Annotated in this window: 24 protein-coding genes and 1 riboswitch; of the genes, 13 read left to right on the top strand and 11 right to left on the bottom strand. The window is 71.1% G+C overall.

Annotated elements, in window-relative coordinates; genetic code table 11:
• Positions 1-151: 151 nt before the first annotated feature.
• The 4 genes from ADK36_RS42580 to ADK36_RS42565 all read left to right on the top strand — a co-directional run bounded on the left by ADK36_RS42580 (position 152) and on the right by ADK36_RS42565 (position 4,050).
• The gene (locus ADK36_RS42580) at positions 152-910 is read left to right on the top strand and encodes a lysophospholipid acyltransferase family protein (RefSeq protein ID WP_048583498.1); all 759 of its coding nucleotides are present in this window, start codon (positions 152-154) and stop codon (positions 908-910) included.
• Positions 911-955: 45 nt separating this feature from the next.
• Positions 956-2,185, top strand: a complete 1,230-nt coding sequence (gene macS, locus ADK36_RS42575; RefSeq protein WP_048583478.1) for a MacS family sensor histidine kinase — start codon at positions 956-958, stop codon at positions 2,183-2,185.
• Positions 2,182-2,883: a response regulator gene (locus tag ADK36_RS42570; RefSeq protein WP_048583477.1), complete on the top strand. Its 702-nt coding sequence runs from the start codon at positions 2,182-2,184 to the stop codon at positions 2,881-2,883. Before macS ends, ADK36_RS42570 begins: the two co-directional genes overlap by 4 nt.
• Positions 2,884-3,021: 138 nt before the next feature.
• Positions 3,022-4,050, top strand: a complete 1,029-nt coding sequence (locus ADK36_RS42565; protein WP_048583476.1) for a 6-phosphofructokinase — start codon at positions 3,022-3,024, stop codon at positions 4,048-4,050.
• Between the two features lie 49 nt (positions 4,051-4,099).
• Here ADK36_RS42565 and ADK36_RS42560 read toward each other — a convergent pair whose 3' ends face one another.
• Together ADK36_RS42560 and ADK36_RS51710 are read right to left on the bottom strand one after the other, a co-directional pair.
• Complete coding sequence (locus ADK36_RS42560; RefSeq protein WP_048583475.1) at positions 4,100-5,956, bottom strand: anthranilate synthase family protein; 1,857 nt, start codon at positions 5,954-5,956, stop codon at positions 4,100-4,102.
• A 116-nt stretch (positions 5,957-6,072) separates the two neighbouring features.
• Positions 6,073-6,129 (bottom strand): trp operon leader peptide, encoded by a 57-nt coding sequence (locus ADK36_RS51710; protein WP_071528813.1) that lies wholly within the window; start codon positions 6,127-6,129, stop codon positions 6,073-6,075.
• 109 nt (positions 6,130-6,238) lie between these two features.
• Here ADK36_RS51710 and ADK36_RS42555 point away from each other — a divergent pair, with 109 nt between their 5' ends.
• Together ADK36_RS42555 and ADK36_RS42550 are read left to right on the top strand one after the other, a co-directional pair.
• On the top strand, positions 6,239-7,591 hold the full coding sequence (locus tag ADK36_RS42555) for a class II 3-deoxy-7-phosphoheptulonate synthase (RefSeq protein WP_048583474.1): 1,353 nt from the start codon (positions 6,239-6,241) through the stop codon (positions 7,589-7,591).
• Between the two features lie 120 nt (positions 7,592-7,711).
• A complete protein-coding gene (locus ADK36_RS42550) occupies positions 7,712-7,972 on the top strand; it encodes a (2Fe-2S)-binding protein (RefSeq protein WP_107083793.1) in 261 nt (86 codons plus the stop codon).
• Between the two features lie 20 nt (positions 7,973-7,992).
• Here ADK36_RS42550 and bfr read toward each other — a convergent pair whose 3' ends face one another.
• Complete coding sequence (gene bfr, locus ADK36_RS42545; protein ID WP_030051286.1) at positions 7,993-8,469, bottom strand: bacterioferritin; 477 nt, start codon at positions 8,467-8,469, stop codon at positions 7,993-7,995.
• Positions 8,470-8,643: 174 nt separating this feature from the next.
• Here bfr and ADK36_RS42540 point away from each other — a divergent pair, with 174 nt between their 5' ends.
• Complete coding sequence (locus ADK36_RS42540; RefSeq protein ID WP_048583472.1) at positions 8,644-9,276, top strand: sulfite oxidase-like oxidoreductase; 633 nt, start codon at positions 8,644-8,646, stop codon at positions 9,274-9,276.
• Between the two features lie 22 nt (positions 9,277-9,298).
• Here ADK36_RS42540 and ADK36_RS42535 read toward each other — a convergent pair whose 3' ends face one another.
• The 6 genes from ADK36_RS42535 to thiO all read right to left on the bottom strand — a co-directional run bounded on the left by ADK36_RS42535 (position 9,299) and on the right by thiO (position 15,049).
• A complete protein-coding gene (locus ADK36_RS42535) occupies positions 9,299-9,784 on the bottom strand; it encodes a DUF4396 domain-containing protein (protein WP_048583471.1) in 486 nt (161 codons plus the stop codon).
• A 68-nt stretch (positions 9,785-9,852) separates the two neighbouring features.
• Positions 9,853-10,755 carry a deoxyribonuclease IV gene (locus ADK36_RS42530; RefSeq protein WP_053201443.1) on the bottom strand — a complete coding sequence of 301 codons (903 nt, stop codon included), beginning with the start codon at positions 10,753-10,755 and terminating at the stop codon, positions 9,853-9,855.
• Between the two features lie 57 nt (positions 10,756-10,812).
• Positions 10,813-12,756, bottom strand: a complete 1,944-nt coding sequence (gene pknB / locus ADK36_RS42525; protein WP_048583469.1) for a Stk1 family PASTA domain-containing Ser/Thr kinase — start codon at positions 12,754-12,756, stop codon at positions 10,813-10,815.
• Positions 12,757-12,875: 119 nt separating this feature from the next.
• A complete protein-coding gene (locus ADK36_RS42520; RefSeq protein ID WP_048583468.1) occupies positions 12,876-13,670 on the bottom strand; it encodes a thiazole synthase in 795 nt (264 codons plus the stop codon).
• Positions 13,671-13,673: 3 nt separating this feature from the next.
• On the bottom strand, positions 13,674-13,886 hold the full coding sequence (thiS, locus tag ADK36_RS42515; protein WP_048583467.1) for a sulfur carrier protein ThiS: 213 nt from the start codon (positions 13,884-13,886) through the stop codon (positions 13,674-13,676).
• The gene (gene thiO / locus ADK36_RS42510; protein WP_053201441.1) at positions 13,883-15,049 is read right to left on the bottom strand and encodes a glycine oxidase ThiO; all 1,167 of its coding nucleotides are present in this window, start codon (positions 15,047-15,049) and stop codon (positions 13,883-13,885) included. The genes thiS and thiO overlap by 4 nt, the downstream gene beginning before the upstream one ends.
• Positions 15,047-15,158: riboswitch (TPP riboswitch) on the bottom strand. Its footprint overlaps the gene before it by 3 nt.
• A gap of 52 nt (positions 15,159-15,210) precedes the next feature.
• Here thiO and ADK36_RS42505 point away from each other — a divergent pair.
• From ADK36_RS42505 to ADK36_RS42480, 6 genes are all read left to right on the top strand, one after another.
• On the top strand, positions 15,211-15,561 hold the full coding sequence (locus tag ADK36_RS42505; RefSeq protein WP_048583465.1) for a hypothetical protein: 351 nt from the start codon (positions 15,211-15,213) through the stop codon (positions 15,559-15,561).
• Between the two features lie 32 nt (positions 15,562-15,593).
• Positions 15,594-16,823, top strand: coding sequence for an NAD(P)/FAD-dependent oxidoreductase (locus ADK36_RS42500; protein ID WP_048583464.1), 1,230 nt, complete (start codon positions 15,594-15,596; stop codon positions 16,821-16,823).
• 59 nt (positions 16,824-16,882) lie between these two features.
• Positions 16,883-17,254, top strand: coding sequence for an Rv2175c family DNA-binding protein (locus tag ADK36_RS42495; RefSeq protein ID WP_048583463.1), 372 nt, complete (start codon positions 16,883-16,885; stop codon positions 17,252-17,254).
• A gap of 524 nt (positions 17,255-17,778) precedes the next feature.
• Entirely contained in the window at positions 17,779-18,441 is a 663-nt protein-coding gene (gene thiE, locus ADK36_RS42490) for a thiamine phosphate synthase (protein WP_048583462.1), read from the top strand.
• A 196-nt stretch (positions 18,442-18,637) separates the two neighbouring features.
• On the top strand, positions 18,638-19,561 hold the full coding sequence (metF, locus tag ADK36_RS42485; RefSeq protein ID WP_048583461.1) for a methylenetetrahydrofolate reductase [NAD(P)H]: 924 nt from the start codon (positions 18,638-18,640) through the stop codon (positions 19,559-19,561).
• A gap of 57 nt (positions 19,562-19,618) precedes the next feature.
• Positions 19,619-20,599, top strand: coding sequence for a hypothetical protein (locus tag ADK36_RS42480; RefSeq protein ID WP_053201439.1), 981 nt, complete (start codon positions 19,619-19,621; stop codon positions 20,597-20,599).
• Positions 20,600-20,659: 60 nt separating this feature from the next.
• Here ADK36_RS42480 and ADK36_RS42475 read toward each other — a convergent pair whose 3' ends face one another.
• Positions 20,660-22,174: a phytoene desaturase family protein gene (locus ADK36_RS42475; RefSeq protein ID WP_048583459.1), complete on the bottom strand. Its 1,515-nt coding sequence runs from the start codon at positions 22,172-22,174 to the stop codon at positions 20,660-20,662.
• Between the two features lie 79 nt (positions 22,175-22,253).
• Complete coding sequence (locus tag ADK36_RS42470) at positions 22,254-22,868, bottom strand: DUF4126 domain-containing protein (protein ID WP_030051300.1); 615 nt, start codon at positions 22,866-22,868, stop codon at positions 22,254-22,256.
• Positions 22,869-23,163 lie beyond the last annotated feature (295 nt).

The following is a 23,163-nucleotide window of genomic DNA, read 5'->3' as shown; positions in this document are numbered from 1 at the left end:
CACGAGGCGCAGTCGCACATCGATACAGCCAGGTGTGGTTCACCGTACGCGACCGCACTGACACCGACCAGGGCCGTCGGACTCATTGACAGTGCTCCGGGTTAAGGTCTGATCGACAGACACAGGAGGCACTCGGTTGTTGTACGGCGCGATGAAGGTGACCATCGGGGGACCGCTGAAGGTCGCCTTCAGGCCCTGGGTGGAAGGCCTGGAGAACATTCCCGCCGAGGGGCCCGCGATCCTGGCGAGCAACCACCTCTCCTTCTCCGACTCGTTCTTCCTGCCCGCGGTCCTCGACCGCAAGGTCACGTTCATCGCGAAGGCCGAGTACTTCACGACCCCGGGTGTGAAGGGCCGGCTGACGGCCGCGTTCTTCAAGGGTGTCGGCCAGCTGCCCGTGGACCGCTCCGGGGCGCGCGGGGCGGGCGAGGCGGCCATCAAGAGCGGGATAGACGTCCTGGAGCGCGGTGAGCTGTTCGGGATCTATCCAGAGGGCACCCGCTCGCCCGACGGCCGGCTCTACCGGGGCAAGCCCGGTGGCCTCGCGCGCGTGGCGCTCGCCACCGGAGCGCCGGTCATCCCGGTCGCGATGATCGACACGGAGAAGATCCAGCCGCCGGGCAAGGTCATGCCCAAGCTCATGCGGCCCGGCATCCGGATCGGCGAGCCCCTGGACTTCAGCCGGTACCAGGGCATGGAGCACGACCGCTTCGTGCTGCGCGCGCTGACCGACGAGGTCATGTACGAGATCATGAAGCTCTCCGGCCAGGAGTACGTCGACATGTACGCGACGGCCGCCAAGCGGCAGATCGCGGACGCGGCGAAGGCCGAGAAGGACCAGGCGAAGAAGGACCAGGCGAAGAAGGACCAGGCGAAGAAGAAGGCGGACGAGGAGCGGTCGGGGGCCTAAGGCAGGGCAGTCCGGGCGAGCGACTCGAAAACACGGGGGTGGGGAATGGCCAAGCGCGAGCGGGTCATGAGGATGTCCGTCGAGCAGCCGCTGTGGCGTGCGCTGGCCGGCTACCGGGTGCTGACCATGGTGTACGCCATCGGGCTGTTCATCAGCGCCCACGACGAGGTCGCCCACCCCTGGGTGGCCATCCCCTACTACGCCGTACTCGCCGTCTGGACCCTGGCCACCCTGCCCAGGGTCGCCAACGCCGCCAGCTGCACCAAGCGCTTCCTCACCCTGGACCTCACCATCGCCCTGGCCGGCATCCTGCTCACCCGGCTCGCCGAGACACCCGCGCGGATCGAGGCCGGGGCCCCGACCCTGCCGTCGATCTGGACCGCGGGCGCCGTGCTCGCGTTCGCCATCAAGGGCGGCTGGCGCTGGGCCGCCTTCGCCTCCACGCTGGTCGCCGCCGCCAACCTGGTCCACCGCTCCGGCGTGCCGACCCGCGACACCGTCCACATGGTGCTCCTCGTCTGGATCGCCTCCATCGCCATCGGCTACGTCGTCGAGGTCGCCCGCGCGTCCGAGCGCACCCTGGCCCGCGCCCTGGAGATCGAGGCGGCGACGCGTGAGCGGGAGCGGCTCGCCCGGGACATCCACGACGGCGTGCTCCAGGTGCTGGCGATGGTGCAGCGGCGCGGCGCCGTCATCGGTGGTGAGGCGGCCGAGCTGGGCCGGATGGCCGGCGAGCAGGAGGTCGCGCTGCGCACCCTGGTCTCGGGTGGGCTGGTGCCCGTGTCGCGGGTGTCGGAGGACGCCGCCGAGGGCGCCGTGGTGGTCGCAGTGGAGGAGGCGGACGACTCCGCCGCTCCCGTCGATCTCCGAGCGCTGCTCGCCCCGTACGCCGGCGCCAGGGTCAGCCTCGCCGAGCCCGGCGCGCCCGTGGCACTGCCCCCGGCCGCCGCGCGGGAGCTGGCCGCGGCCGTGGGAGCCGCCCTGGACAACGTCCGCAAGCACGCGGGGGAGCACGCGCGCGCGTGGATCCTCGTCGAGGACGAACCCGACGAGGTGATCGTCACCGTACGGGACGACGGACCCGGCATCCCCGAGGGACGGCTGGCGCAGGCCGAGGGCGAGGGGCGGCTCGGTGTCGCTTTGTCGATCCGTGGACGGCTGCGGGACCTCGGCGGCACCGCCGAGCTGATCTCGGTGCCGGGCCAGGGCAGCGAAGTGGAACTGAAAGTACCGAAGGACAGCAGCGTTTCACGGGGGAAGGCGGAGCAGCGATGACGGACACCGCGAGCGGACGGGACGGACGGCAGGGCCCGATCAGGGTCATGGTGGTCGACGACCACCCCATGTGGCGCGACGCGGTCGCCCGTGACCTGGCGGAGTCCGGCCTCGACGTGGTCGCCACGGCGGGCGACGGCGACCAGGCCGTACGCCGCGCGAAGGCCGCCGCCCCCGACGTCCTCGTGCTGGACCTCAACCTGCCGGCCAAGCCCGGCGTCCAGGTCTGCAAGGAGCTGGTGGCCCACAACCCCGCGCTGCGCGTCCTGGTCCTCTCCGCGAGCGGCGAGCACGCCGACGTACTGGAGGCCGTGAAGTCGGGCGCGACCGGCTATCTGCTGAAGTCGGCCTCGACGGAGGAACTCCTCGACGCGGTGCGCCGTACGGCCGTCGGCGACCCGGTGTTCACGCCGGGCCTGGCCGGCCTGGTCCTCGGCGAGTACCGCCGCCTCGCCTCCGAACCGGCGCCCGCCGCCCCGGACGCCGACCAGCCGGGGGCTCCGCAGCTCACCGAGCGCGAGACCGAGGTGCTGCGGCTCGTCGCCAAGGGACTGAGCTACAAGCAGATCGCCGAACGCCTGGTCATCTCCCACCGCACGGTGCAGAACCACGTCCAGAACACCCTCGGCAAGCTCCAGCTGCACAACCGGGTGGAGCTGGTGCGGTACGCGATAGAGCGCGGTCTCGACGACGAGTGATCCAACCGCCGTCCGATTGACGGCGCGTAAACCAAACGCACGGCAGTTCACCGGAATTGCCGTTCCGACCCATCCCGCTGTGACCTGGCTCACCATTAGCGTGGCCTCACCAGGCAACCGCGGCGAAGGGACATTTCCATGCGGGTCGGAGTACTGACCGGAGGCGGCGACTGCCCCGGTCTCAACGCCGTCATCCGGGCCGTCGTCCGCAAGGGCGTGCAGGAGTACGGCTACGACTTCGTCGGCTTCCGGGACGGCTGGCGAGGTCCGCTCGAGAACGACACCGTCCGTCTCGACATCCCCGCCGTGCGCGGCATCCTGCCCCGCGGCGGCACCATCCTCGGCTCCTCGCGTACCAACCCGTTGAAGCAGGAGGACGGCATCCGCCGTATCAAGGAGAACCTCGCCAAGCAGGAGGTCGAGGCGCTCATCGCGATCGGCGGCGAGGACACCCTCGGCGTCGCCGCCCGCCTCTGCGACGAGTACGGCATGCCCTGTGTCGGCGTGCCCAAGACGATCGACAACGACCTGTCCGCCACCGACTACACCTTCGGCTTCGACACCGCCGTCGGCATCGCGACCGAGGCCATCGACCGGCTGCACACCACCGCCGAGTCCCATATGCGGGTCCTGGTCTGCGAGGTGATGGGCCGGCACGCCGGCTGGATCGCCATCCACTCCGGGCTGGCCGGCGGCGCCAACGTCATCCTCATCCCCGAGCAGCGCTTCGACGTCGACAAGGTCTGCGCCTGGATCACCTCGCGCTTCAAGGCGTCGTACGCCCCCATCGTGGTCGTCGCCGAGGGCGCCATGCCGAAGGACGGCGACATGGTCCTCAAGGACGAGTCGCTGGACTCCTTCGGGCACGTCCGGCTGTCCGGGGTCGGCGAATGGCTGGCCAAGGAGATCGAGAAGCGCACCGGCAAGGAGGCCCGTACGACCGTCCTCGGGCACATCCAGCGCGGCGGCACCCCCAGCGCCTTCGACCGCTGGCTGGCCACCCGCTTCGGGCTGCACGCCATCGAGGCGGTCCGCGACGGCGACTTCGGCAAGATGGTCGCCCTGCGCGGCACCGACATCGTCCGCGTCCCGATCGCGGACGCCACGGCCAAGCTGAAGACGGTCGACCCGAAGCTGTACGAGGAGGTCGGGGTGTTCTTCGGCTGACGGCAGGCCTGAGCGTCCGGGGGCGGCAGCCCCCGGACGACCAAGACGGCTAGACGGTCGTGTTCCGCAGCTGACCGACCAACTCCCGTACGACGACTGCCCCGTTCAGGGTCAGGATCGACTCCGGGTGGAACTGCACCCCGGCGAACCCAGGTCCCCGTACGGCATGCACCTCTCCGTTACCGGCCCGGCTGACCTCGATGCCGTGGGCGGTGATCTCCTGTAGGGCCTCGTCGTCGCAGCGCGCCACGAAGCTGTTGTAGAAGCCGACCGTCTCCGGCCGCCCGAACAGGTCGACCGTCGTCTGCGCCCCCTGGTACGGCACTTCCTTCCGTACGATCTCCAGCCCCAGCTCGGCCGCGATCAGCTCGTGCCCGAGGCAGACGCCGAGGACGCCGTGCCGGTGGTTCCGGATGACCTCGGCGGTGAGCTCACGCAGGAAGCGCATCTTGGGGTCGGTGAGGTCGGAGGGATCACCGGGGCCGGGGCCGAGCACCACCGGCCCCTCGTGCGCGAGCACCGCCTCCCGCAGCCCGTCCTCGTCGTACCGCCTGATGGTCACGTCCAGCCCGGTCGACCGCAGCACATGCCCGAGCATCGCCGTGAAGGTGTCCTCGCCGTCGACGACCAGGGCATGTCCGCCCAGCTCCTCGGACCGCTCCTGCATTCGCAGCCAGAACGGGGCCAGCGACGCCCGGCGCCCGTCGAGCGCGGCACGCACGCGTGGGTCGTCGGCGAGGCGCACGCGCGCGTGCTCCGCACGGGGCCGGGACGGCCGTACGCCAAGGGCCGCCAGCACCCCCGCCGCCTTCGCGTGCGTCTCCGCGACCTCGCTCGCCGGGTCCGAACCGCGCACGAGCGTGGCGCCCACCGGCACCCGCAGCCGCCCGTCCGCGTCGATGTCGGCGGTGCGGATGAGGATGGGGGAGTCGAGGGTCTGGGCCCCGCCCGAGTCCCGGCCGATGAGCGCCAGCGCCCCCGCGTAGTAACCGCGCCCGCCGACCTCGTGCCGTTCGATGACCCGGCAGGCGTTCTGCACGGGCGAGCCGGTGACCGTGGCCGCGAACATCGTCTCCTTCAGGACCTCCCGCACATCCAGCGAGGACTTCCCGCGCAGCTCGTACTCGGTGTGCGCGAGGTGCGCCATCTCCTTCAGCCGGGGCCCGACGACCACACCGCCCATGTCGCCGACGGTGCACATCATCTTGAGCTCCTCGTCGACGACCATCGACAGCTCCTCGATCTCCTTGCCGTCGGCGAGGAAGTCGAGCAGATGGTCGGGGGTCGGGCCCTCGGCGGGATAGCGGTACGTCCCGCTGATCGGGTTCATGACGACGGTCCCGCCGGACATCCGCACGTGCACCTCGGGGCTCGCCCCCACCAGCGTGCGCTCCCCGGTATGCACGACGAAGGTCCAGTACGCGCCGCGCTCACCCTCCAGCAGCCGCCGGAACAGTGCCAGCGCGTCGGCCCGTCCGAACCCCGGGATCTCCCCCTGGTACGTCCGCCGGATCACGAAGTTCGCGCCCTCTCCCCGCCCGATCTCGTCCCGCAGCACGCGCCCGACGATCTCCGCGTACTCCTCGTCGGCCACGTCGAAGCCGCCGCCCTCGACACGCACGTCGTGGGCGGGGAGCTGCGCCAGGGCTTCGGCGAGCGGGATGCCGTACGTCTCCTCGGGCGTCAGCACCGTCAGCGGCGTGCCGTCGTCGCGGACGTCGAAGCCGCGCTCGCGGATCTGCCGGAAGGGAACGAGCGCCAGGCCCTCGTCGGGGAGGTCGGCGAGCCGGTCGTATGTGGCGACCGGGCCGAGCAGGACCTCGACCGTCTCGTGGTCCTGGCCCGGGGTGCGGCGGCGCAGCAGGGCGAACGGGCGGGGGTCGTCCAGCAAGCCGAGCAGGTTCATGGATCCGTGCTCCTTCTCAGTGAGACTCGGTGGTACTCAGTGGGAGAGGAACGGACCCCGGAAAACGCCGAAGGCCGCCCCTCGGGCGGCCTTCGCGAAGTCTGTCGTACGCGCAGTCAGTGGGCCGCCGGATGAGCGGTCCACCACCAGTTCTGGGTCGAGTGCGCGAACATGCGAGGCACCCTACCCCATGTCCGAACCTCCCTGTCCGAGTCGTGTACCTCGTGTCTCAATTGCTGGGCATGGGGCAGGACGCCCGACACGACCCCGTAATGTTGAGGCGTGACCGTGAACGCTAAGACCAGCGCGAGTGCTGGCAACACCTGGCGAGACCTGCCCGCGGCGCAGCAGCCCGAGTACCCCGACACCGAGGCTCTGCGCGCAGTCGTTGCGGAGCTGGAGTCGTATCCGCCGCTCGTCTTCGCGGGCGAGTGCGACCAGCTGCGCGCCCGGATGGCGGCCGTCGCCAAGGGAGAGGCGTTCCTCCTCCAGGGCGGCGACTGCGCCGAGGCCTTCGACGCGGTGTCCGCCGACCACATCCGCAACAAGCTGAAGACCCTGCTCCAGATGGGCGCCGTGCTGACGTACGCCGCCTCGGTGCCGGTCGTGAAGGTCGGCCGTATCGCCGGCCAGTACTCCAAGCCGCGCTCCAAGGGCACCGAGACCCGCGACGGCGTGACCCTGCCGACGTACCGCGGTGACTCGGTCAACGGCTTCGACTTCAACGAGGCCGCCCGTATCCCGGACCCCGAGCGCCTGAAGCGGATGTACAACGCCTCCGCCTCGACGCTCAACCTGGTGCGCGCCTTCACCACCGGCGGCTACGCCGACCTGCGCCAGGTGCACGCCTGGAACCAGGACTTCGTGAAGTCGTCCCCGTCCGGTCAGCGCTACGAGCAGCTCGCGCGCGAGATCGACCAGGCGCTGAACTTCATGCACGCCTGCGGGGCCGACCCGGAGGAGTTCAAGACCGTCGAGTTCTACTCCTCGCACGAGGCGCTGCTGCTCGACTACGAGTCGGCGCTGACCAGGGTCGACTCCCGCACCGGCAAGCTGTACGACGTCTCGGCGCACATGGTGTGGATCGGTGAGCGCACCCGGCAGCTGGACCACGCGCACATCGAGTTCGCCTCGAAGATCCGCAACCCGGTCGGCATCAAGCTCGGCCCGACGACGACGGCCGAGGAGGCGCTCCAGTACATCGAGCGCCTGGACCCGGAGCGTGAGCCGGGCCGGCTGACCTTCATCGTCCGCATGGGCGCCGACAAGGTCCGCGACAAGCTCCCCGAGCTGGTCGAGAAGGTCACCGCGTCCGGCGCGACCGTGGCCTGGGTGACCGACCCGATGCACGGCAACACCTTCGAGGCGGCCTCCGGTCACAAGACCCGCCGCTTCGACGACGTGCTCGACGAGGTCAAGGGCTTCTTCGAGGTCCACAAGGCCCTCGGCACCCACCCGGGCGGCATCCACGTGGAGCTCACCGGCGACGACGTCACCGAGTGCGTGGGCGGCGGCGACGAGATCTTCGTCGACGACCTGCACCAGCGCTACGAGACGGCCTGCGACCCGCGGCTCAACCGCAGCCAGTCGCTTGACCTGGCCTTCCTCGTCGCTGAGATGTACAGGGACCAGTAGCCGGTTCGGTTGTTACCGGCGTGTGGGGTGGGGCGCGGATCACATACGATCCGCGCCCCACCCCACTTTTGCGGTTCCTGTGTGGCGGGTAAGGTTAGGTTAGCCTCACCGATCAAGGGGATGGCACGACTTCGATCCCGGCGGGAGGTGGTCCGCGTGTACGTGTGCAGTTGCTTCGGTGTCACCGAGCAGCAGGTGAAGCAGCACGCGGAGGACGGCGCCTGTACGCCCCGCCAGATAGCGTCCGCCTGCAAGGCGGGCACGGACTGCGGTTCGTGCGTACGCCGTATCCAGGCAATCCTGGGCCGGGGTGCGTGCCCCCGCCGTGAGCTGGCCGACCAGGGCCAGCCGGTGCTGACCGACCTGGCGGACGCGGCCTAGCTCGTCAGCCTCCTGGAGCCCTAGCTCGGCTGCTCGATCTGCTGCGCGAGGTAGAGCGCCTCACCCAGCTTGTCGATGAGTTCCAGCTGTGTGTCCAGGTAGTCGATGTGGTGTTCCTCGTCCTCGAGGATCGACTCGAAGAGATTCGCGGACGTGATGTCGCCCTTGGTGCGCATCACCTCGATACCGCGCTTGAGGCGGTCGATCGCCTCGACCTCGACCTGTCGGTCGGCCTGGAACATCTCGGTGACCGTCTGGCCGACCCGTACGTGGAACAGGCGCTGGTAGTTCGGCAGGCCGTCCAGCATGAGGATGCGCTCGGTGATCTTGTCCGCGTGCTTCATCTCGTCGATGGACTCTTCACGCGTGTACTTGGCGAGCTTCGTCCAGCCCTTGTTGTCCTGGATCCGGTAATGCAGCCAGTACTGATTGATCGCCGTCAGCTCGCCGGTCAGCTGCTCGTTCAAGAATTCGAGGACCTCGGGGTCGCCCTGCATCGCAGAGGCTCCTTCCACGGGGGGAACTGGCAGGATGCGCCGCATGATTCCACTGGCGGAGAAGATCGTCCAGTAAGTCTTCACTTAGTAAGTAAGGGCATGCTTAGTCCGTTATGAGGTGAATTGGGGAGGGTGTGGTCAGGTGCACTGCCCCAGGTCTGTCAGGATGGAGTCATGGGTCAGCCGGTGGAGCGTGAAGGTGGAGCAGCAGCGCACTCCGAGCTTCCGCCGGGACAGCGCGTGCAGCGCGGCTGGCCCGTCACGCACTACGGCCCCGTCCCCAAGTTCCGGCCCGAACGCTGGGATTTCAGGGTGTTCGGGGCCACTGACGACGGCGAGAAGCACTGCTGGACCCACGAGGAGTTCACGGCTCTGCCCTACGCGACCGTCCTCGCCGATCTGCACTGTGTCACCAAGTTCAGCATGCTCGGTGCGGAGTGGGGCGGCATTCCGGCCCGGACGATCCTGGAGATCGCCCCGCCCGCGCCTGCGGTCACCCATGTGATGGTGTGGGCCGAGTACGGCTTCAGCTCCAACCTCCGCATCGCCGACTTCGCCGCCGAGGGCGCGATCTTCGCCACCCACAAGGACGGCGAACTGCTCACCGCGGAGCACGGTTTCCCCCTCCGTCTGGTCGTCCCTCATCTGTACGCCTGGAAGGGGCCGAAGTGGGTCCGGGGCGTGGAGTACATGACCGCCGATCGCCGCGGCTTCTGGGAGGAGCGCGGCTACCACAACATCGGCGACCCGTGGAAGGAACAGCGGTACTCGTACCAGGAGGAGCCCGGGGACGGGCCCGAGCTCTGACTCCTGGTCCCCGCGCCGGGATTCAGTGGTACTGGTGCACCACCGCGTGCCCCTTGCCGCGGCCGATCATCCACTTGTTGACGGGCGTGGTGAGGACGAAGGCGACGGCCAGTGCGATCGCCAGCACCCACCAGAACAGCGGGTCGGTGAGCCCGGCGTCCATGGCGCCCGGCCACAGCACGATCACGCCGTTGTCGACCAGCTCCATCACGGCGATGGACAGGGTGTCCGCCGCCAGCGCCACCTTGAGCGCGGCTCGCAGGCCGACGCCCGCCTTCAGCACTCCGCGCAGGGTGAGCGCGTAGCCGAAGAAGAAGGCCAGGACGACCGCGAGGATCAGCGTCGGGACGTCGCTCCAGCCGAGCGCGGTGCCGATCACCATGCCCAGCACCTCACCGATGGCACAGCCGGTGAGGCAGTGCAGGGTGGCCTGGACGGCCATCGACCAGCTGCCGGCGGCGACCGCCTGCTGACGGTGATCGTGTGCCGTGTGTGCTTCGTGCTGCATCACTGCCCCCAATGTCAGGTCACGGTTCCCGCATCGAGCAAGAACCGTATACCCCCCTGGGGTATTCCTTAACGGGGCTCTGCGTCCCGAAGTTTTTTCAGCCGCTCCACGTCCGCCGCGTGCCCTTCCTTCCCGCCGGGCGTCTCGATGATCAGCGGTACGCCTTCGGTCGCCGGGTGCGTCATCAGCGCCCGGAACGGGTCCTCGCCGATGTGACCCGCGCCGATGTTCTCGTGCCGGTCCTTGTGGGCGCCGACGACGTCCTTGGAGTCATTGGCGTGGATCAGCTTCAGCCGTCCCTCGCCGACGGTGGCCACCAGCAGGTCGAGCGTCTGGTGCATGCCGGACGGGCCGGTCAGGTCATGGCCGGCGGCGAAGATGTGGCAGGTGTCCAGGCACACGCCCAGCTTCGGATGGGCGTCCAGCGCCTCGAAGTACGGCCCGAAGTCCCAGGTCCGCGAGCAGAGCGAGAAGCCCTGGCCCGCCGTCGACTCCAGCAGCAGGAACGGGTCGTCGTCGTGGGTCAGCTCGTCGAGCAGCGGAAGCAGGTGCTCCCGTACCTGCTTCAGAGCCACCGAACGCTCCCGGCCGCCGGTCGCGCTGCCCGTGTGCACGACCACGCCGAGCGCCCCGATCTCCCGCCCGCGCCGCAGCGAGTGCCGCAGCGACTCCACCGACTTCTCGACGGTCGCCTCGGTGTGCGAGCCGAAGTTGATCAGGTACGGCGCATGCACATACGCCGGGATCGACTCGGCCTGGCAGACCGCGCGGAACTCCTCGTCCTGGCGCGGATTCCCGGCCGGCGTCGCCCAGCCGCGCGGGTTGGCGACGAAGACCTGGACCGTCTCGGCCTTGAGGTCGTGGGCGTAGGCGAGCCCGACGGAGCTGAGGCCGCCGGCCACGGGGACATGGCCGCCGACGGGGTTGCGGGAGGGGCCCGCGAGGGCGGTGCCGGACTGCTGACTTCTCACCCGTTCAGGGTGTCATGCGGTCCGGCCCGCCCGACCACCGGCCGGGGACGGCCTTGCTCAGCGGATGGTGATCGTGATCGTCGACCCCTTGGGCGCCGTCTTTCCGCCCTTCACGGACTGCTTCTTGACCGTGTCGCCGAACAGTCCGAGCAGGCCGCGGTCCTCGTCGACCTCGAAGCCGGCGGCCTCCAGCGCGGCCTTGGCGTCGTCGACGTTGTCGCCGACCACGTCCGGGACCTCGATCATCTCGGGGCCCTTGGACAGCGTCAGGGTGACGGTGTCACCCTCGGCGGCCTGCTTGCCGCTGGCCGGAGTCTGCTGGGCGACCTGGCCCGCGTCGAACTCGGAGTTGACCCGTGCGGGGGCGATCCGCACCTTGAGACCGGCCTCCTCCAAGTCGGCCCTGGCGTCGGCCGGGCTCGCGCCGGTGACGTCCGGGACGTCCACCGGGCTGCCCTTGCTGACGGTGAGCTTGACCGCTGATCCGGAGCGGACCTTCGTGCCGGTCCCGGGGGCCGAGGAGATCACGGAGCCCCTGGTGACGTCGTCGTTGAACTCCCGGTTGACGAAGCCCGGCTCCAGGCCGACCTCCTTCAGCTCGCTCCTCGCCTTGTCCAGCGGGTAGCCCTGGAGATCGGGCACCTTCACGGTCTCCGGTCCCAGCGAGAGGACCAGCCCCACGGAGTCGTTGTGCCGGATGCGGGCGCCCGACTTCGGGTCCGTGCTCATGACGGTGCCGCGCTCGAAGGTGTCGCTGTACGCGCGCTCGACCTTGCCGACGTCGAGCCCGGAGTCCTTCAGCCGGTCCCGGGCCTGCGTCTCGGTCTTGGACAGCAGCGGCGGGACCTCGGTGAACTGGCCGGAGTTGATGTACCAGATACCGACGCCGAGGCCGAGGGCCAGCAGGACGGCGGCGACGACCACCAGCGGGCCGCGCGGAGCACGCGGGGTCCGCGACCGTCGCCGGGGTGGCGAGGGCGGGGGCATCTCCAGCCGGCTGGTCCGGTTGAAGACGGCCTCGGGGCCGGGCTCGTCCTCGTTCACGGGCAGCGGTCGCTGGATGTTGAGCGCGCGCGGGATCACACTCGTACGGTCGTCGGCGTTGCTGTGCTCCGCCGTGAGCGCCTGTGGCGGCACCGCGTCCAGCTGGTCCGCGGTGAGCGCGGCACGCGTCTCCCGGGCCTGCGCGAGCAGCGCCACGGCGTCGTACGGGCGGATGTCCGGGGTGCGCGCTGTGGCCGACGCCACCAGCTCGTCGAGCTCGTACGCCAGCCCCGGCACGAGCGACGAGGGTGCCGGGACGTCCTCGTGCAGGTGCTTGTAGAGCACCACGGCGGGGGAGTCCCCGTCATGCGGCTTGTCACCGGTGAGCATCTCGAAGAGCACGACCCCGCACGCGTACACGTCGACGCGGGCGTCGGCGGCGCCGGGCTGCTCTATCTGCTCGGGCGCGAGATAGGAGACGGTGCCGAGGACGGCACCGGTGGTGCTGGTCACGGTGTCCACGGACCGCACGAGCCCGAAGTCGGCGACCTTGACCCGTCCGTCGTCCCCTATCAGCACGTTCTCGGGCTTCATGTCCCGGTGCACGAACCCGGCGCGGTGCGCGGCACCGAGCGCCGCGAGCACCGGCTCCAGGATGTCCAGCGCGGCCCGGGGCTGGAGCGCCCCGCGCTCGCGCAGGACGTCCCGCAGGGTGCAGCCCGCGACGTACTCCATGGCGAGATAGACGTACGACCCGTCGGTGCCCTGGTCGAAGACCTGCACCACGTTCGGGTGGGCCAGCCGGGCGACGGACTTCGCCTCCCGGATGAACCGCTCGACGAACACCCCGTCCACGGCCAGCGCGGGATGCATCACCTTGAGCGCGAGCACGCGGTCGAGGCGGGTGTCCAGGGCCCGGTAGACCGTGGCCATCCCGCCGACGGCGATTCGCGCGTCGACGCGATACCGGCCGTCGAGCACCTGCCCGACCAGAGGGTCCTGAAGGGTCGTATCCACGCAGGTGAGTGTACGAGCCGACACTGACACGCCTGCCGGTTCGGCCGGGATCGGGCCGGTACTGCAGCCGAGCTGTGACGGACGCCTCATCGGCCGAAGGCGTTATATCGAACGTGGGTTCAGAATGCGGGTCGTTCCGGGTCCAGCCGCGCCCTGCCCTCCACCGGTGACGACGCCTCCGCGAAGTGCCGCCGGGGAATCCGCCCCGCCCGGTACGCCAGCCGTCCCGCCTCCACCGCATGCCGCATCGCGTCGGCCATCAGGACCGGCTCCTGCGCCCGCGTCACCGCCGAGGCGAGCATCACACCCGCGCACCCCAGCTCCATCGCGAGCGCCGCGTCCGACGCCGTACCGGCACCCGCGTCCAGGATCACCGGCACGCGTGCGTGCTCCGTGATCAACTGGAAGTTGTGCGGATTGCGGATGCCGAGCCCCGAGCCGATCGGGGAGCCGAGCGGCATGATCGCCGCACACCCGACGTCCTCCAGCTTCCGCGCCAGCACCGGGTCGTCGTTCGTGTACGGCAGCACGGTGAACCCGTCGTCCACCAGCGTCTCCGCGGCGTCCAGCAGCTCGATCGGGTCCGGCAGCAGCGTCCGCTCGTCGGCGATGACCTCCAGCTTGACCAGGTCCGTACCGAGCGCCTCGCGGGCGAGGCGGGCCGTCAGCACGGCCTCTCCCGCCGTGAAGCACCCCGCCGTGTTCGGCAGCACCCGGATCCCGAGCCTCTCCAGGACCGACAGCACGGAGCCGTGCACCGAAGGGTCCACCCGTCGCATCGCGACCGTGGTCAGCTCCGTCCCGGACGCCGACAGCGCCCGCTCCAGGACCTCCAGGCTGGGCGCCCCGCCCGTGCCCATGATCAGCCGGGACGTGAAGGACGTATCACCGATGACAAAGGGATCGTCGGCCATGGTTCAGCCTCCTTGGACGGCGGTCAGGACCTCGACGCGGTCCCCCTCGGAGAGGGGCGTCGAGGACCACTGCGCGCGCGGGACGACGGTTTCGTTGAGGGCGGCGGCCACTCCGGAGGGTGCCGCGGTGAGGGATCGCACGAGCGTGTCGAGAGCCGTGCCGGGCTCGATCTGCCGACGCTCGCCGTTGACCGAGATGATGACCGGGAGGTTCATGCGGGCTGCTCCGTGAGTGCGGCGGCGCCGAAGCGCGCGGGCGTGAACGGACGGGCCTCGTCCGGGAGTTCACCGGTGGTCAGGACATGCGCCATGGCGTCGCCGGTGACCGGCGTCAGCAGCACGCCGTTGCGGTAGTGCCCGGTGGCGAGCAGCAGCCCGTCCAGCTCGGTCGGGCCGAGCAACGGCGCGTTGTCGGGGGAGCCGGGGCGCAGACCGGCCCGCGTCTCGGTGAGCGGCAGTTCCGTGATGCCCGGCACCAGCTCGTGAGCGTCGCGCAGCAGCTCGTACACGCCGCCCGCGGTCACCGTCGTGTCCCAGCCCAGCTCCTCGCTCGTGGCCCCGACGACCAGCTCGCCGCTCTCGCGCGGCACCAGGTACACCTGACTGCCGCGCACCACCGCCCGCACGGTCCGGTTCAGGAACGGCGCGTACCGCTTCGGCACGGTCAGCCGCAGCACCTGCCCCTTCACGGGGCGTACGGGCGGAAGGACGTTGTCCGGGACGCCCGCCAGCCGCCCGCTGAGGCTGCCGGCCGCGAGGACGACCTGCCCCGCGGCCAGAGTCGTACCGTCGCTCGTGACGACCCCCGCCGCCCTCTCCCGTACGACGGACAGGCGCTCCGCCCACATCCGGTGGAAGACCACGCCCGCGCCCTCGCACGCGGCCACCAGCGCCCCGGCCAGCCGCCGCGGATCGATCTGGTGGTCGCCGTCCACCCGCAGCCCGCCGCGCACGCCCGGTGCGAGCATCGGCTCCAGACGCCGGCACTCCCGCCCGGACAGCCACTCGGAATCCAGCCCCGACCGGCGCTGGAGGGTGTGCAGTTCGCGCAGATGGGCACGGTCGTCGGTGTCCAGGGCCACGGCGAGCGTGCCGCACCGGCGGTAGCCGAGGTCATGGCCGGTGAGGTCGGTGAGTTCGGCCGCGAAGTCCGGGTAGCGGCGGGCCGAGGCGAGGTTCAGGCCGAGCAGGGTCTGCTCGCCGTAGTGCAGTTCCGTGACGGCGGCCAGCATGCCGGCCGCCACCTGGGCGGCCCCGCCGCCCGGCTCCGGGTCCACGACGGCCGTCGTGAACCCGCGTTGCGCGGCCCGCCACGCCGTGACCAGGCCGATGATCCCGCCCCCGATGACGAGGACGTCTGACGTTCGCGTACGCGACATGGGTGTCCAGCCCCTCCCTTCGCCGGCATGACCCGGATCAGGTTCGTACGGTCGGAGGCCGCCAGCCTCCCTCTCAGCCCGGTGCGTCCGGGCTCCCGCGTGTGCTCTACGTTGGCCACCCTAGCCCGCCCCCATGAGTCTCAGTAAGGGAGCCCGTACCCATGGCCCGCTCGCTCGACGGCCTCGTCCTCGCCCCCGTCGCGGACCAAGCCCCAGGTCAGGTGGGTACCCGTACCCGGTTCACCTACCACGAGAAGGACGGTGAGATCTGGGCGGAGTACACGGGTGGCGACGTCGTACGCGGGCACCTGGTCGGCACCAGGGACGGCGACCGGCTGGACTTCCGGTACGTGCAGCTCAAGCGGGACGGGACGACGTCGTCGGGCCACTGCGTGTCCATGGTGGTGGAGCTTCCCGACGGGCGGGTGCGCCTGGAGGAGACCTGGGAGTGGGAGTCGCAGGCCGGTGCGGGGGAGAGCGTGGTGGAACAGGTCACGGAGCATGCCCCCTGACTGATGAACAGTCAGTTGTCTATGGTGATCAGGTGAGCGAGCAGACGCAGCAACAGGGCACGTCAGCGGCGCGCCGCGTGGTCGTCGCCGGGGCGGGCATGGCCGGTGTGCAGACGGCGGTCGCCCTGCGCGAACAGGGCTTCACCGGGACCGTCACACTGATCGGCGCCGAGCCCCACCAGCCGTACGACCGGCCGCCCCTGTCCAAGGCCGTGCTGCTCGGCAAGGCCGAGGGCTCCGCCTTCGACGTCGACTTCGAGGCGCTCGGCATCGAACTCCGGCTGGGGTGCGAGGTGCTGGGGCTGCGCCCCGCCGACCACGAGCTGGACACCGAGTCCGGGCCCGTCCCGTACGACGTCCTCGTGCTCGCCACCGGCGCCGAACCCATCCGGTTGCCCGGCACGGAGGGCGTCCCCGGCGTGCACCTGCTGCGCACGCTGGACGACGCCGAGCGGCTGCGGCCGGTGCTCGCCCGGCAGCACGACATCGTGGTCGTCGGCGCGGGCTGGATCGGCGCGGAGTTCGCCACGGCCGCGCGCGAGGCGGGCTGCGCGGTGACGGTCGTGGAGGCCGCCGACCGGCCGCTCGCGGGGGCGCTGCCCGCCGAGGTGGCCGCGCCGATGACCGCCTGGTACGCGGACAGCGGGGCGGTGCTGCGGACGCACGCGCGCGTGGAGCGCGTCGAGCCCGGCGCGGTGATCCTCGACGACGGCTCACGGCTGCCCGCGGGCGCCGTCGTGGTCGGCATCGGGGCCCGGCCCGCCACGGCCTGGCTGGCCGGCTCGGGCATCGGGCTCGGGGCGCACGGCGAGGTCCTGGCCGACGACCGCCTGCGCACCTCCGTGCCGGACGTGTACGCGGTCGGCGACTGTGCCTCCTTCCCTTCGGGGAGGTACGGCGAGCGCCTGCTGGTCCACCACTGGGACAACGCCCTCCAGGGGCCCCGTACGGTCGCCGCGAACATCCTCGGCGAGACCTCCGCGGTCTACGACCCCGTGCCGTACTTCTGGTCCGAGCAGTTCGGCCGCTTCGTCCAGTACGCCGGGCACCACGCCGCCGCCGACACGGTGCTGTGGCGCGGCGAGCCGTCGGGCCCGGCCTGGACGGTCTGCTGGCTGAGGGGCGACCGTCTGGTCGCCCTGCTGGCGGTGGGCCGGCCGAGGGATCTGGCCCAGGGGCGGCGGCTGATCGAGGCGGGCACGCCGATGAACGCTGAGCTGCTGGTGGACCCGGCGAAGCCGATGAAGGCGGCGACGGCGTAGCGTCCCGGGTGGGCCGGCCTGGCTTCCGACTGTCAGTGGCAGATGGCAGGCTTGTTTCCGTGACCGAGATTGACGCAAAGATCGATGCTCTCGTCCCCGCCTGGCTCACCCTCCCCGACATCGCAGAGATGCTCGATGTCGAGGTGACGCGTGTGCGGCAGCTGGTCAAGGAGGGCCAGCTCATCGCCGTACGCCGTGGTGAGAACCGCGCACTGCACGTCCCCGCCGCCTTCATCGACGGGGCCGAGCAGAAGGTCGTCAAGGGCCTGTCCGGGACCCTGACGCTCCTGCGGGACGACGGCTTCACGGACGAAGAGATGCTGGAGTGGCTCTTCACTCCCGACCCGAGCCTGCCCGGTACCCCCGCGCAGGCCCTCAGCGAGAATCGCGGCACGGAGGTGAAGCGCCGCGCCCAGGCGCTCGCCGTCTGACCGACCACCCGATCCGAGCACTGTCCGGCGTACGGGCCGGGGCCCCGGGCCACGGCCGCGGGTGACTGCGGCCGTGGCGAGGGTCCGGGCCGGATCCTCGGGTCCGGCCTGTACGCCGGTGGATGGCGACGCCGCGGCACTTTGCTGGGGAGTGGCTTCCGGTGTCGGCATCGCGCCCGGGCGCCGGCCGTGTGCGACCTGCCAGGGCGGGTCGGGAAGGCACGCCTGGGTACGGCTACGGCCGCCCGAGGCGCCGTGCAAAGTGCCGTTGCCGGACTCCGGGTCGCAGGCCCGTCGGGCCGCCGTAGCACCCGGCGCAGGCTGCGGTGCCGTAGCAGGCGCCGGGCCGCCGGAGCCTGCGATTCGAGTCCGGCCACGGCACATCCCCGGCCGCAGGCCACCACCCGGCACCGGCCCGCGACGCCGCGCCCCGCTCCAGGTACCGTGCCGCTCCGGATACCGTGCCACCGTCCGGCATCGGCCCGACGTCACCCGCCCGGCAACCCGATCACAGGGGGCTCCGCATGTCCGACACCGCCGCCGCAGGCACCGCCCGCGCCCAGCTCGCCGACGCCCGGCTCTATCTCTGCACCGACGCGCGTAGGCAGCAGGGCGACCTTGCGGAGTTCCTGGACGCCGTGCTGGCCGGTGGCGTCGACATCGTGCAGTTGCGCGACAAGGGCATGGAGGCGGCCGAGGAGCTGGAGCACCTGGAGGTCCTCGCCGACGCCTGTGCCCGGCACGGCAAGCTCCTCGCGGTCAACGACCGTGCCGACGTGGCTCACGCCGCCGGCGCCGACGTCCTGCACCTCGGTCAGGGCGACCTCCCCGTTCCCGCCGCCCGCGCGATCCTCGGCGAGGACATCCTCATCGGCCGCTCGACGCACTCCGAGTCCGAGGCATCCGCGGCCGCCGTCCAGGAGGGCGTGGACTACTTCTGCACCGGCCCCTGCTGGCCCACCCCCACCAAGCCCGGCCGCCACGCCCCCGGCCTCGACCTGGTCCGCCACACCGCCGCCCTCGGCACGGACCGCCCCTGGTTCGCCATCGGCGGCATCGACCTCACCAACCTCGACGAGGTGCTGGAGGCCGGCGCCCGCCGCGTCGTCGTCGTACGGGCGATCACCGCGGCGGCCGACCCGGCGGCGGCCGCGGCGGACTTCGCGAAGCGGCTGCGCCAGGCGTAGGTGACCGGCCGACCGGCCCCCTGCCCGGCGGTCCTGAAACGTCCCGTCTCATCCAGTGGTCAGCACGACCGCGTTCCTGTGGGCTTGGCGCCGCGTTCGGCCCTTGGCTGTCCAAGGCGTGGACAACAGTCGGACAATTCGGGCAAATGTCCGGTGTCCGGTTGGGGGACCGGGAGCCCCTGGCTAACCTGCGAGTATGGCCCTCGGCACCGCATCCATCAGATCGGACCACGCTCGTACCGTGCGCGAGATGCTCGCGACCGGCAAGACGACGTATTCCTTCGAGTTCTACGCCCCCAAGACCCCGAAGGGCGAGCGGAACCTGTGGAACGCGCTACGCCGTGTCGAGGCCGTCGGGCCCGACTTCGTCTCCGTGACCTATGGCGCGGGCGGTTCCACCCGCGCGGGCACGGTCAAGGCGACCGAGGCGATCGCCTCGGACACCACGCTCACCCCGATCGCCCACCTCACCGCGGTCGACCACTCGGTGGCCGACCTGCGCAACATCATCGGGCAGTACGCCGACGCCGGGATCCGCAACATGCTGGCACTGCGCGGCGACCCGCCCGGTGACCCGCTGGGGGACTGGGTGCGCCACCCGCAGGGCCTCGCCTACGCCGCCGAACTCGTCGAACTGATCAAGGCGTCCGGAGATTTCTGCGTGGGCGTCGCGGCCTTCCCGGCGATGCACCCGCGCTCCGCCGACCCGGAGACCGACGTCCGTCACTTCGTCGACAAGTGCCGTGCGGGGGCGGACTACGCGATCACGCAGATGTTCTTCGAACCCGAGGACTACCTGCGGTTGCGCGACCGCGTCTCGGCCGCCGGCTGTGACACCCCGATCATCCCGGAGATCATGCCGATCGCCAGCGTGCGGACGCTGGAGCGGATCCCCTCCCTCACCAACGCTTCCTTCCCGGTCGCCCTGAAAGAGCGGATCCTCACAGCAAAGGACGATCCTGCGGCTGTACGCTCCATTGGCATCGAGTTCGCCACGGAGTTCTGCGCACGGCTGCTGGCCGAGGGAGTGCCCGGACTGCACTTCATCACGCTCAACAACTCCACGGCGACGCTGGAAATCCACGAAAACCTGGGCCTGCACCACCCACCGCAGGCCTAGACCGGCCGTCCTGATATACGTCACACTGCGTAGGCGGCCACTGGGAGAGGGGCGTACATGGGCTGGACGGTCCTCTACATCGCGTTCGGCGTCGTCGCGCTGTGGCTGCTGGGCGAAGTGCTGCTCCAGTACAAGGCGCGTCTGCGCTGGCGGCTGCTCGCGTTCGTCGGCTTCCTCGGCGTCGTGGTCGGGGTGCTGATCCCGTCCGTCATCGTCATCGGTCTGGGTGCGGCGGCGTTCGCGGTCGGTCAGACCTACGTCACGCTGTCGTTCCGCCGTGGCTTCTCGGCCGGCTGGGCGGTCTCCGCGCCGGCCCTCGGCCCGCTGGCCGCCGCCAAGCGCCGCCGCGGCGAGCCGGACCGCCAGGAGCCGACCCTGGAGGTCTCCGACCTGGAGGCGACCGACGCCGGTTTCGCGGGCGACGACGCCAACTACGGCCAGGAGAACGTCGGTTACGGTCACGACGACTACGACCGCGACGACGTCTTCACCCCCTCACGCCCGGACCGGCCCACGGCCGCGGAGTCGACCTCCGTCTACGAGCCGCAGCCCCTCCCGGACGACACCGGCTCGTACGGCATATACAGCGACCCCGCCTACGCCGCCACCGACCAGAACTACGCGGCCGCCGGCCAGCCCCAGGACCAGTACGCCACGGCCGACCAGAGCTACGGGTACGACGCCGGCTATGCCGGCTACGACCAGCAGCAGTACGGCTACGACACCACCGGCCAGCAGCAGTACGCCGCCTACTCCGACCCGTACATCGGCACCCAGACCTACGGCGGCACCTCCTACGACGCCTACGGCCAGCAGCAGTACGCCCAGCAGGGCTACACCCAGGACCAGTACGCCACCGGCACCTACGGCGAGACCCCGCCCGGCGGCGTCTGGGTCCCGCAGCAGCGCACCGACGAGGCATATGGCGGCGAGCTCCCGCCGGAGCAGCAGTACCCGTACCAGGGCGACGACCAGCAGGGCCAGCAGGGCCAGCAGCAGGGCCAGGGCAACGGGTACGACGAGCAGTACCGCTTCTGACGCGCCGCCCGCGCGGGACGCCGCTGATGAGGCGCCCTGGCGAGACGCCCTACGCGCGGATCACTGCGAGCCCCGGAACTCCGGCCCCTCCACGATCAGCCCGGCCACCAGCGCGCCCGACATACCGGCGTGAGGGAGGCCGCCGCCGGGGTGGGACCAGCCGCCGACGGTGAACAGGCCGGGTATGGCTGTGCTGTTGGACGGGTGCAGCAGATGTCCGTCCCCCGCCGCCAGCGTCGGCGCGGGAACCGCTCCGCCCTCCGCGCCGGTCGCCTCCGCGATGTCGGCCGGAGTACACACCTCGTGCCAGAGGAGGCGCTCGCGCAGTCCCGGCACGACACGCTCGGCGACGGCGATCAGCCTCTCGGCGTGCTGGTCGAAGACCTCCCGCTCCGCCCAGCCCCGGGCGGGCTGCGCAGGCACCACGGAGCTGAGTGTGATCGCCTCGTGCCCGAGGTCCGGAGCCAGTCCGGGATCGTCGGGCCGCAGCACGGTGACCGTCGGCCGCGCGGCCATGCCCGCAGCGGTGCCGAACAGGGCGTCCAGTTCGGTCTCGCGATCCTCCGCGTGCACCACCGTGCGGTGCGCCGCACCTTCCGGTCTGCCGCCGCGCAGTGCCAGCAGCACTGTCAGACGGCTCGCCGCTCCGCGCTGGGGTGCCACCCCGTCCGCGCCCCGGACCGCCGTCTCCCGCACGAGGCGGTCCAGCACCCCGGGAGTGACCCCGGCGACCACGAAGTCGGCCTCCGCCACCGTCCCGTCGGCCAGCTCCGCGCCCGCCGCCCGGCCGTCCTTGTCCGGGATGCGCACGACCTCGGCACCGAAGCTGAAGTCGACCTTCCTGGCCACGCACCGCTCGTACACCGCCCGCGCCAACTCCCGTATGCCGCCCCGCACATACCAGGTCCCGAAGGCGTGCTCCAGGTACGGCAGCACCGCCGCGCTCGCCGGGGTCGCACGGGGGTCCAGGCCGTAGGCGAGCGCGTGGCTCTCCAGCAGGGCCGTCAGCCGGGGGTCGCGCAGCTCCCAGGCGCCGACCTCGGCGAGGGTGCCGGCCCTGCGCGTGCGCAGGAGTCGCTTGTGCGGAACCGCCGGATACGGCTCGCGGTCGGCCAGCACCCGCCAGTTCGGCCACAGGGGTTCCTCGAGCAGTGGTCTGCGCGTCCGGTCCCATGCCTCGCGGGCGCGGACCAGGAAGTCGCCCCAGCGGTCGCCGGTTCCGGCACCCAGCGCCTCGTCCAGGGCGGCCACCACGCCCGCGCGGGAGGCGTTCGGCAGGGAGAGCTCGGTGCCGTCCGCGAAGACGTGCCGTGCGGACGGGTCGACCTGGACCAGGTCGACACACTCCTCCAACGGCTCCTTGCCGGTCTTGATGAACAGGTCCCGGTACACGGCCGGGAGCGGGAGCAGCCCCGGGCCCGTGTCGAACCCGAAGCCGTCGCGCTCGAAGCGGCGCACCGCTCCGCCGTACGTCTCCGTACGCTCGTACACCGCCACCCGGTGGCCCGCGACGGCCAGCCGGGCAGCGGCCGCCATCGCGCCCATCCCGGCGCCGATCACCGCAATCCGTGCCATGCGTGGGACTTTATCGGCCGCCACTGACAGCGGCTCGCTGACCTGGGTCCGGTCGCGGGACGCTGTCGGCGGGCGGAGCTCAGCCGGGCCGTTGCCCCACCGCCTGCGCGAGCCGCTTCTCCTCGCGGCGCTCGGCCCTGCGGCGCCGGAAGCGGCGGATCCGCGAGACCAGGAAGAGCAGCAGCAACAGCCCGGCGAGCAGCAGGACGCCCGCGACGACCGCCGCGGCGACGGGGTAGAAGATCGCCAGGGTGATGAGGGCACCGACCCCGAGATCCTCGGCGAGGCTCACCACGATGTTGCTGAACGGCTCGGGCGAGGTGTTGACCGCCATCCGCGTCCCGGCCTTGACCAGATGGCTCACCAGCGCCGTGGAACCGCCGACCGCGCCCGCCGCCAGCTCCGGCAGCGACCCGCTCTGGCCGGCGAGCAGCGCCGCGACGACAGCGCCCGCCACCGGCCGGATCACGGTGTGCACCGAGTCCCAGGCCGAGTCCACGTACGGGATCTTGTCGGCGACGGCCTCGCAGAGGAACAGCGCACCGGCCGCGATCAGCACGTCGGGCCGTTGCAGCGCCTCGGGCACCTCGTCGCTCAGCCCTGTCGCGCCGAAGACACCGAGCAGCAGGACCACGGCGTAGGAGTTGATGCCGCTGGCCCAGGCGCTGGTGAAGATCAAGGGAAGTATGGACACGGACGCGATCGTAACCAGTCGGCAACGGGGGGTCTTGGGGATGAGTGCGCAGGTCTGAGTACGCGTACCTAGCCGGTGAGATGAGTACGCGCGCGGATGGGGCGCGACCTGCGTGAACGAGAGAGTGGAGGCACGGAGAAGGGGATCGGCTCCGGCACCGGCGACACGGGGCGCCGGAACGGAGCGACCCCGGATCCGCTCCTTCCGCCGACCCGGCGTCGGCGGGAGCGAGACCGGGGGACCCGGGGGAACGACCGAACGGGGGTCCGGCGGGGGACACGGGGGAAAACGGGGG

Source organism: Streptomyces viridochromogenes, assembly GCF_001270495.1.
In the GTDB taxonomy this organism is placed as follows: domain Bacteria; phylum Actinomycetota; class Actinomycetes; order Streptomycetales; family Streptomycetaceae; genus Streptomyces; species Streptomyces viridochromogenes_A.
The sequence above is the reverse complement of the archived record's forward strand: the minus strand, read 5'-3'. Positions and strand labels throughout refer to the sequence as shown.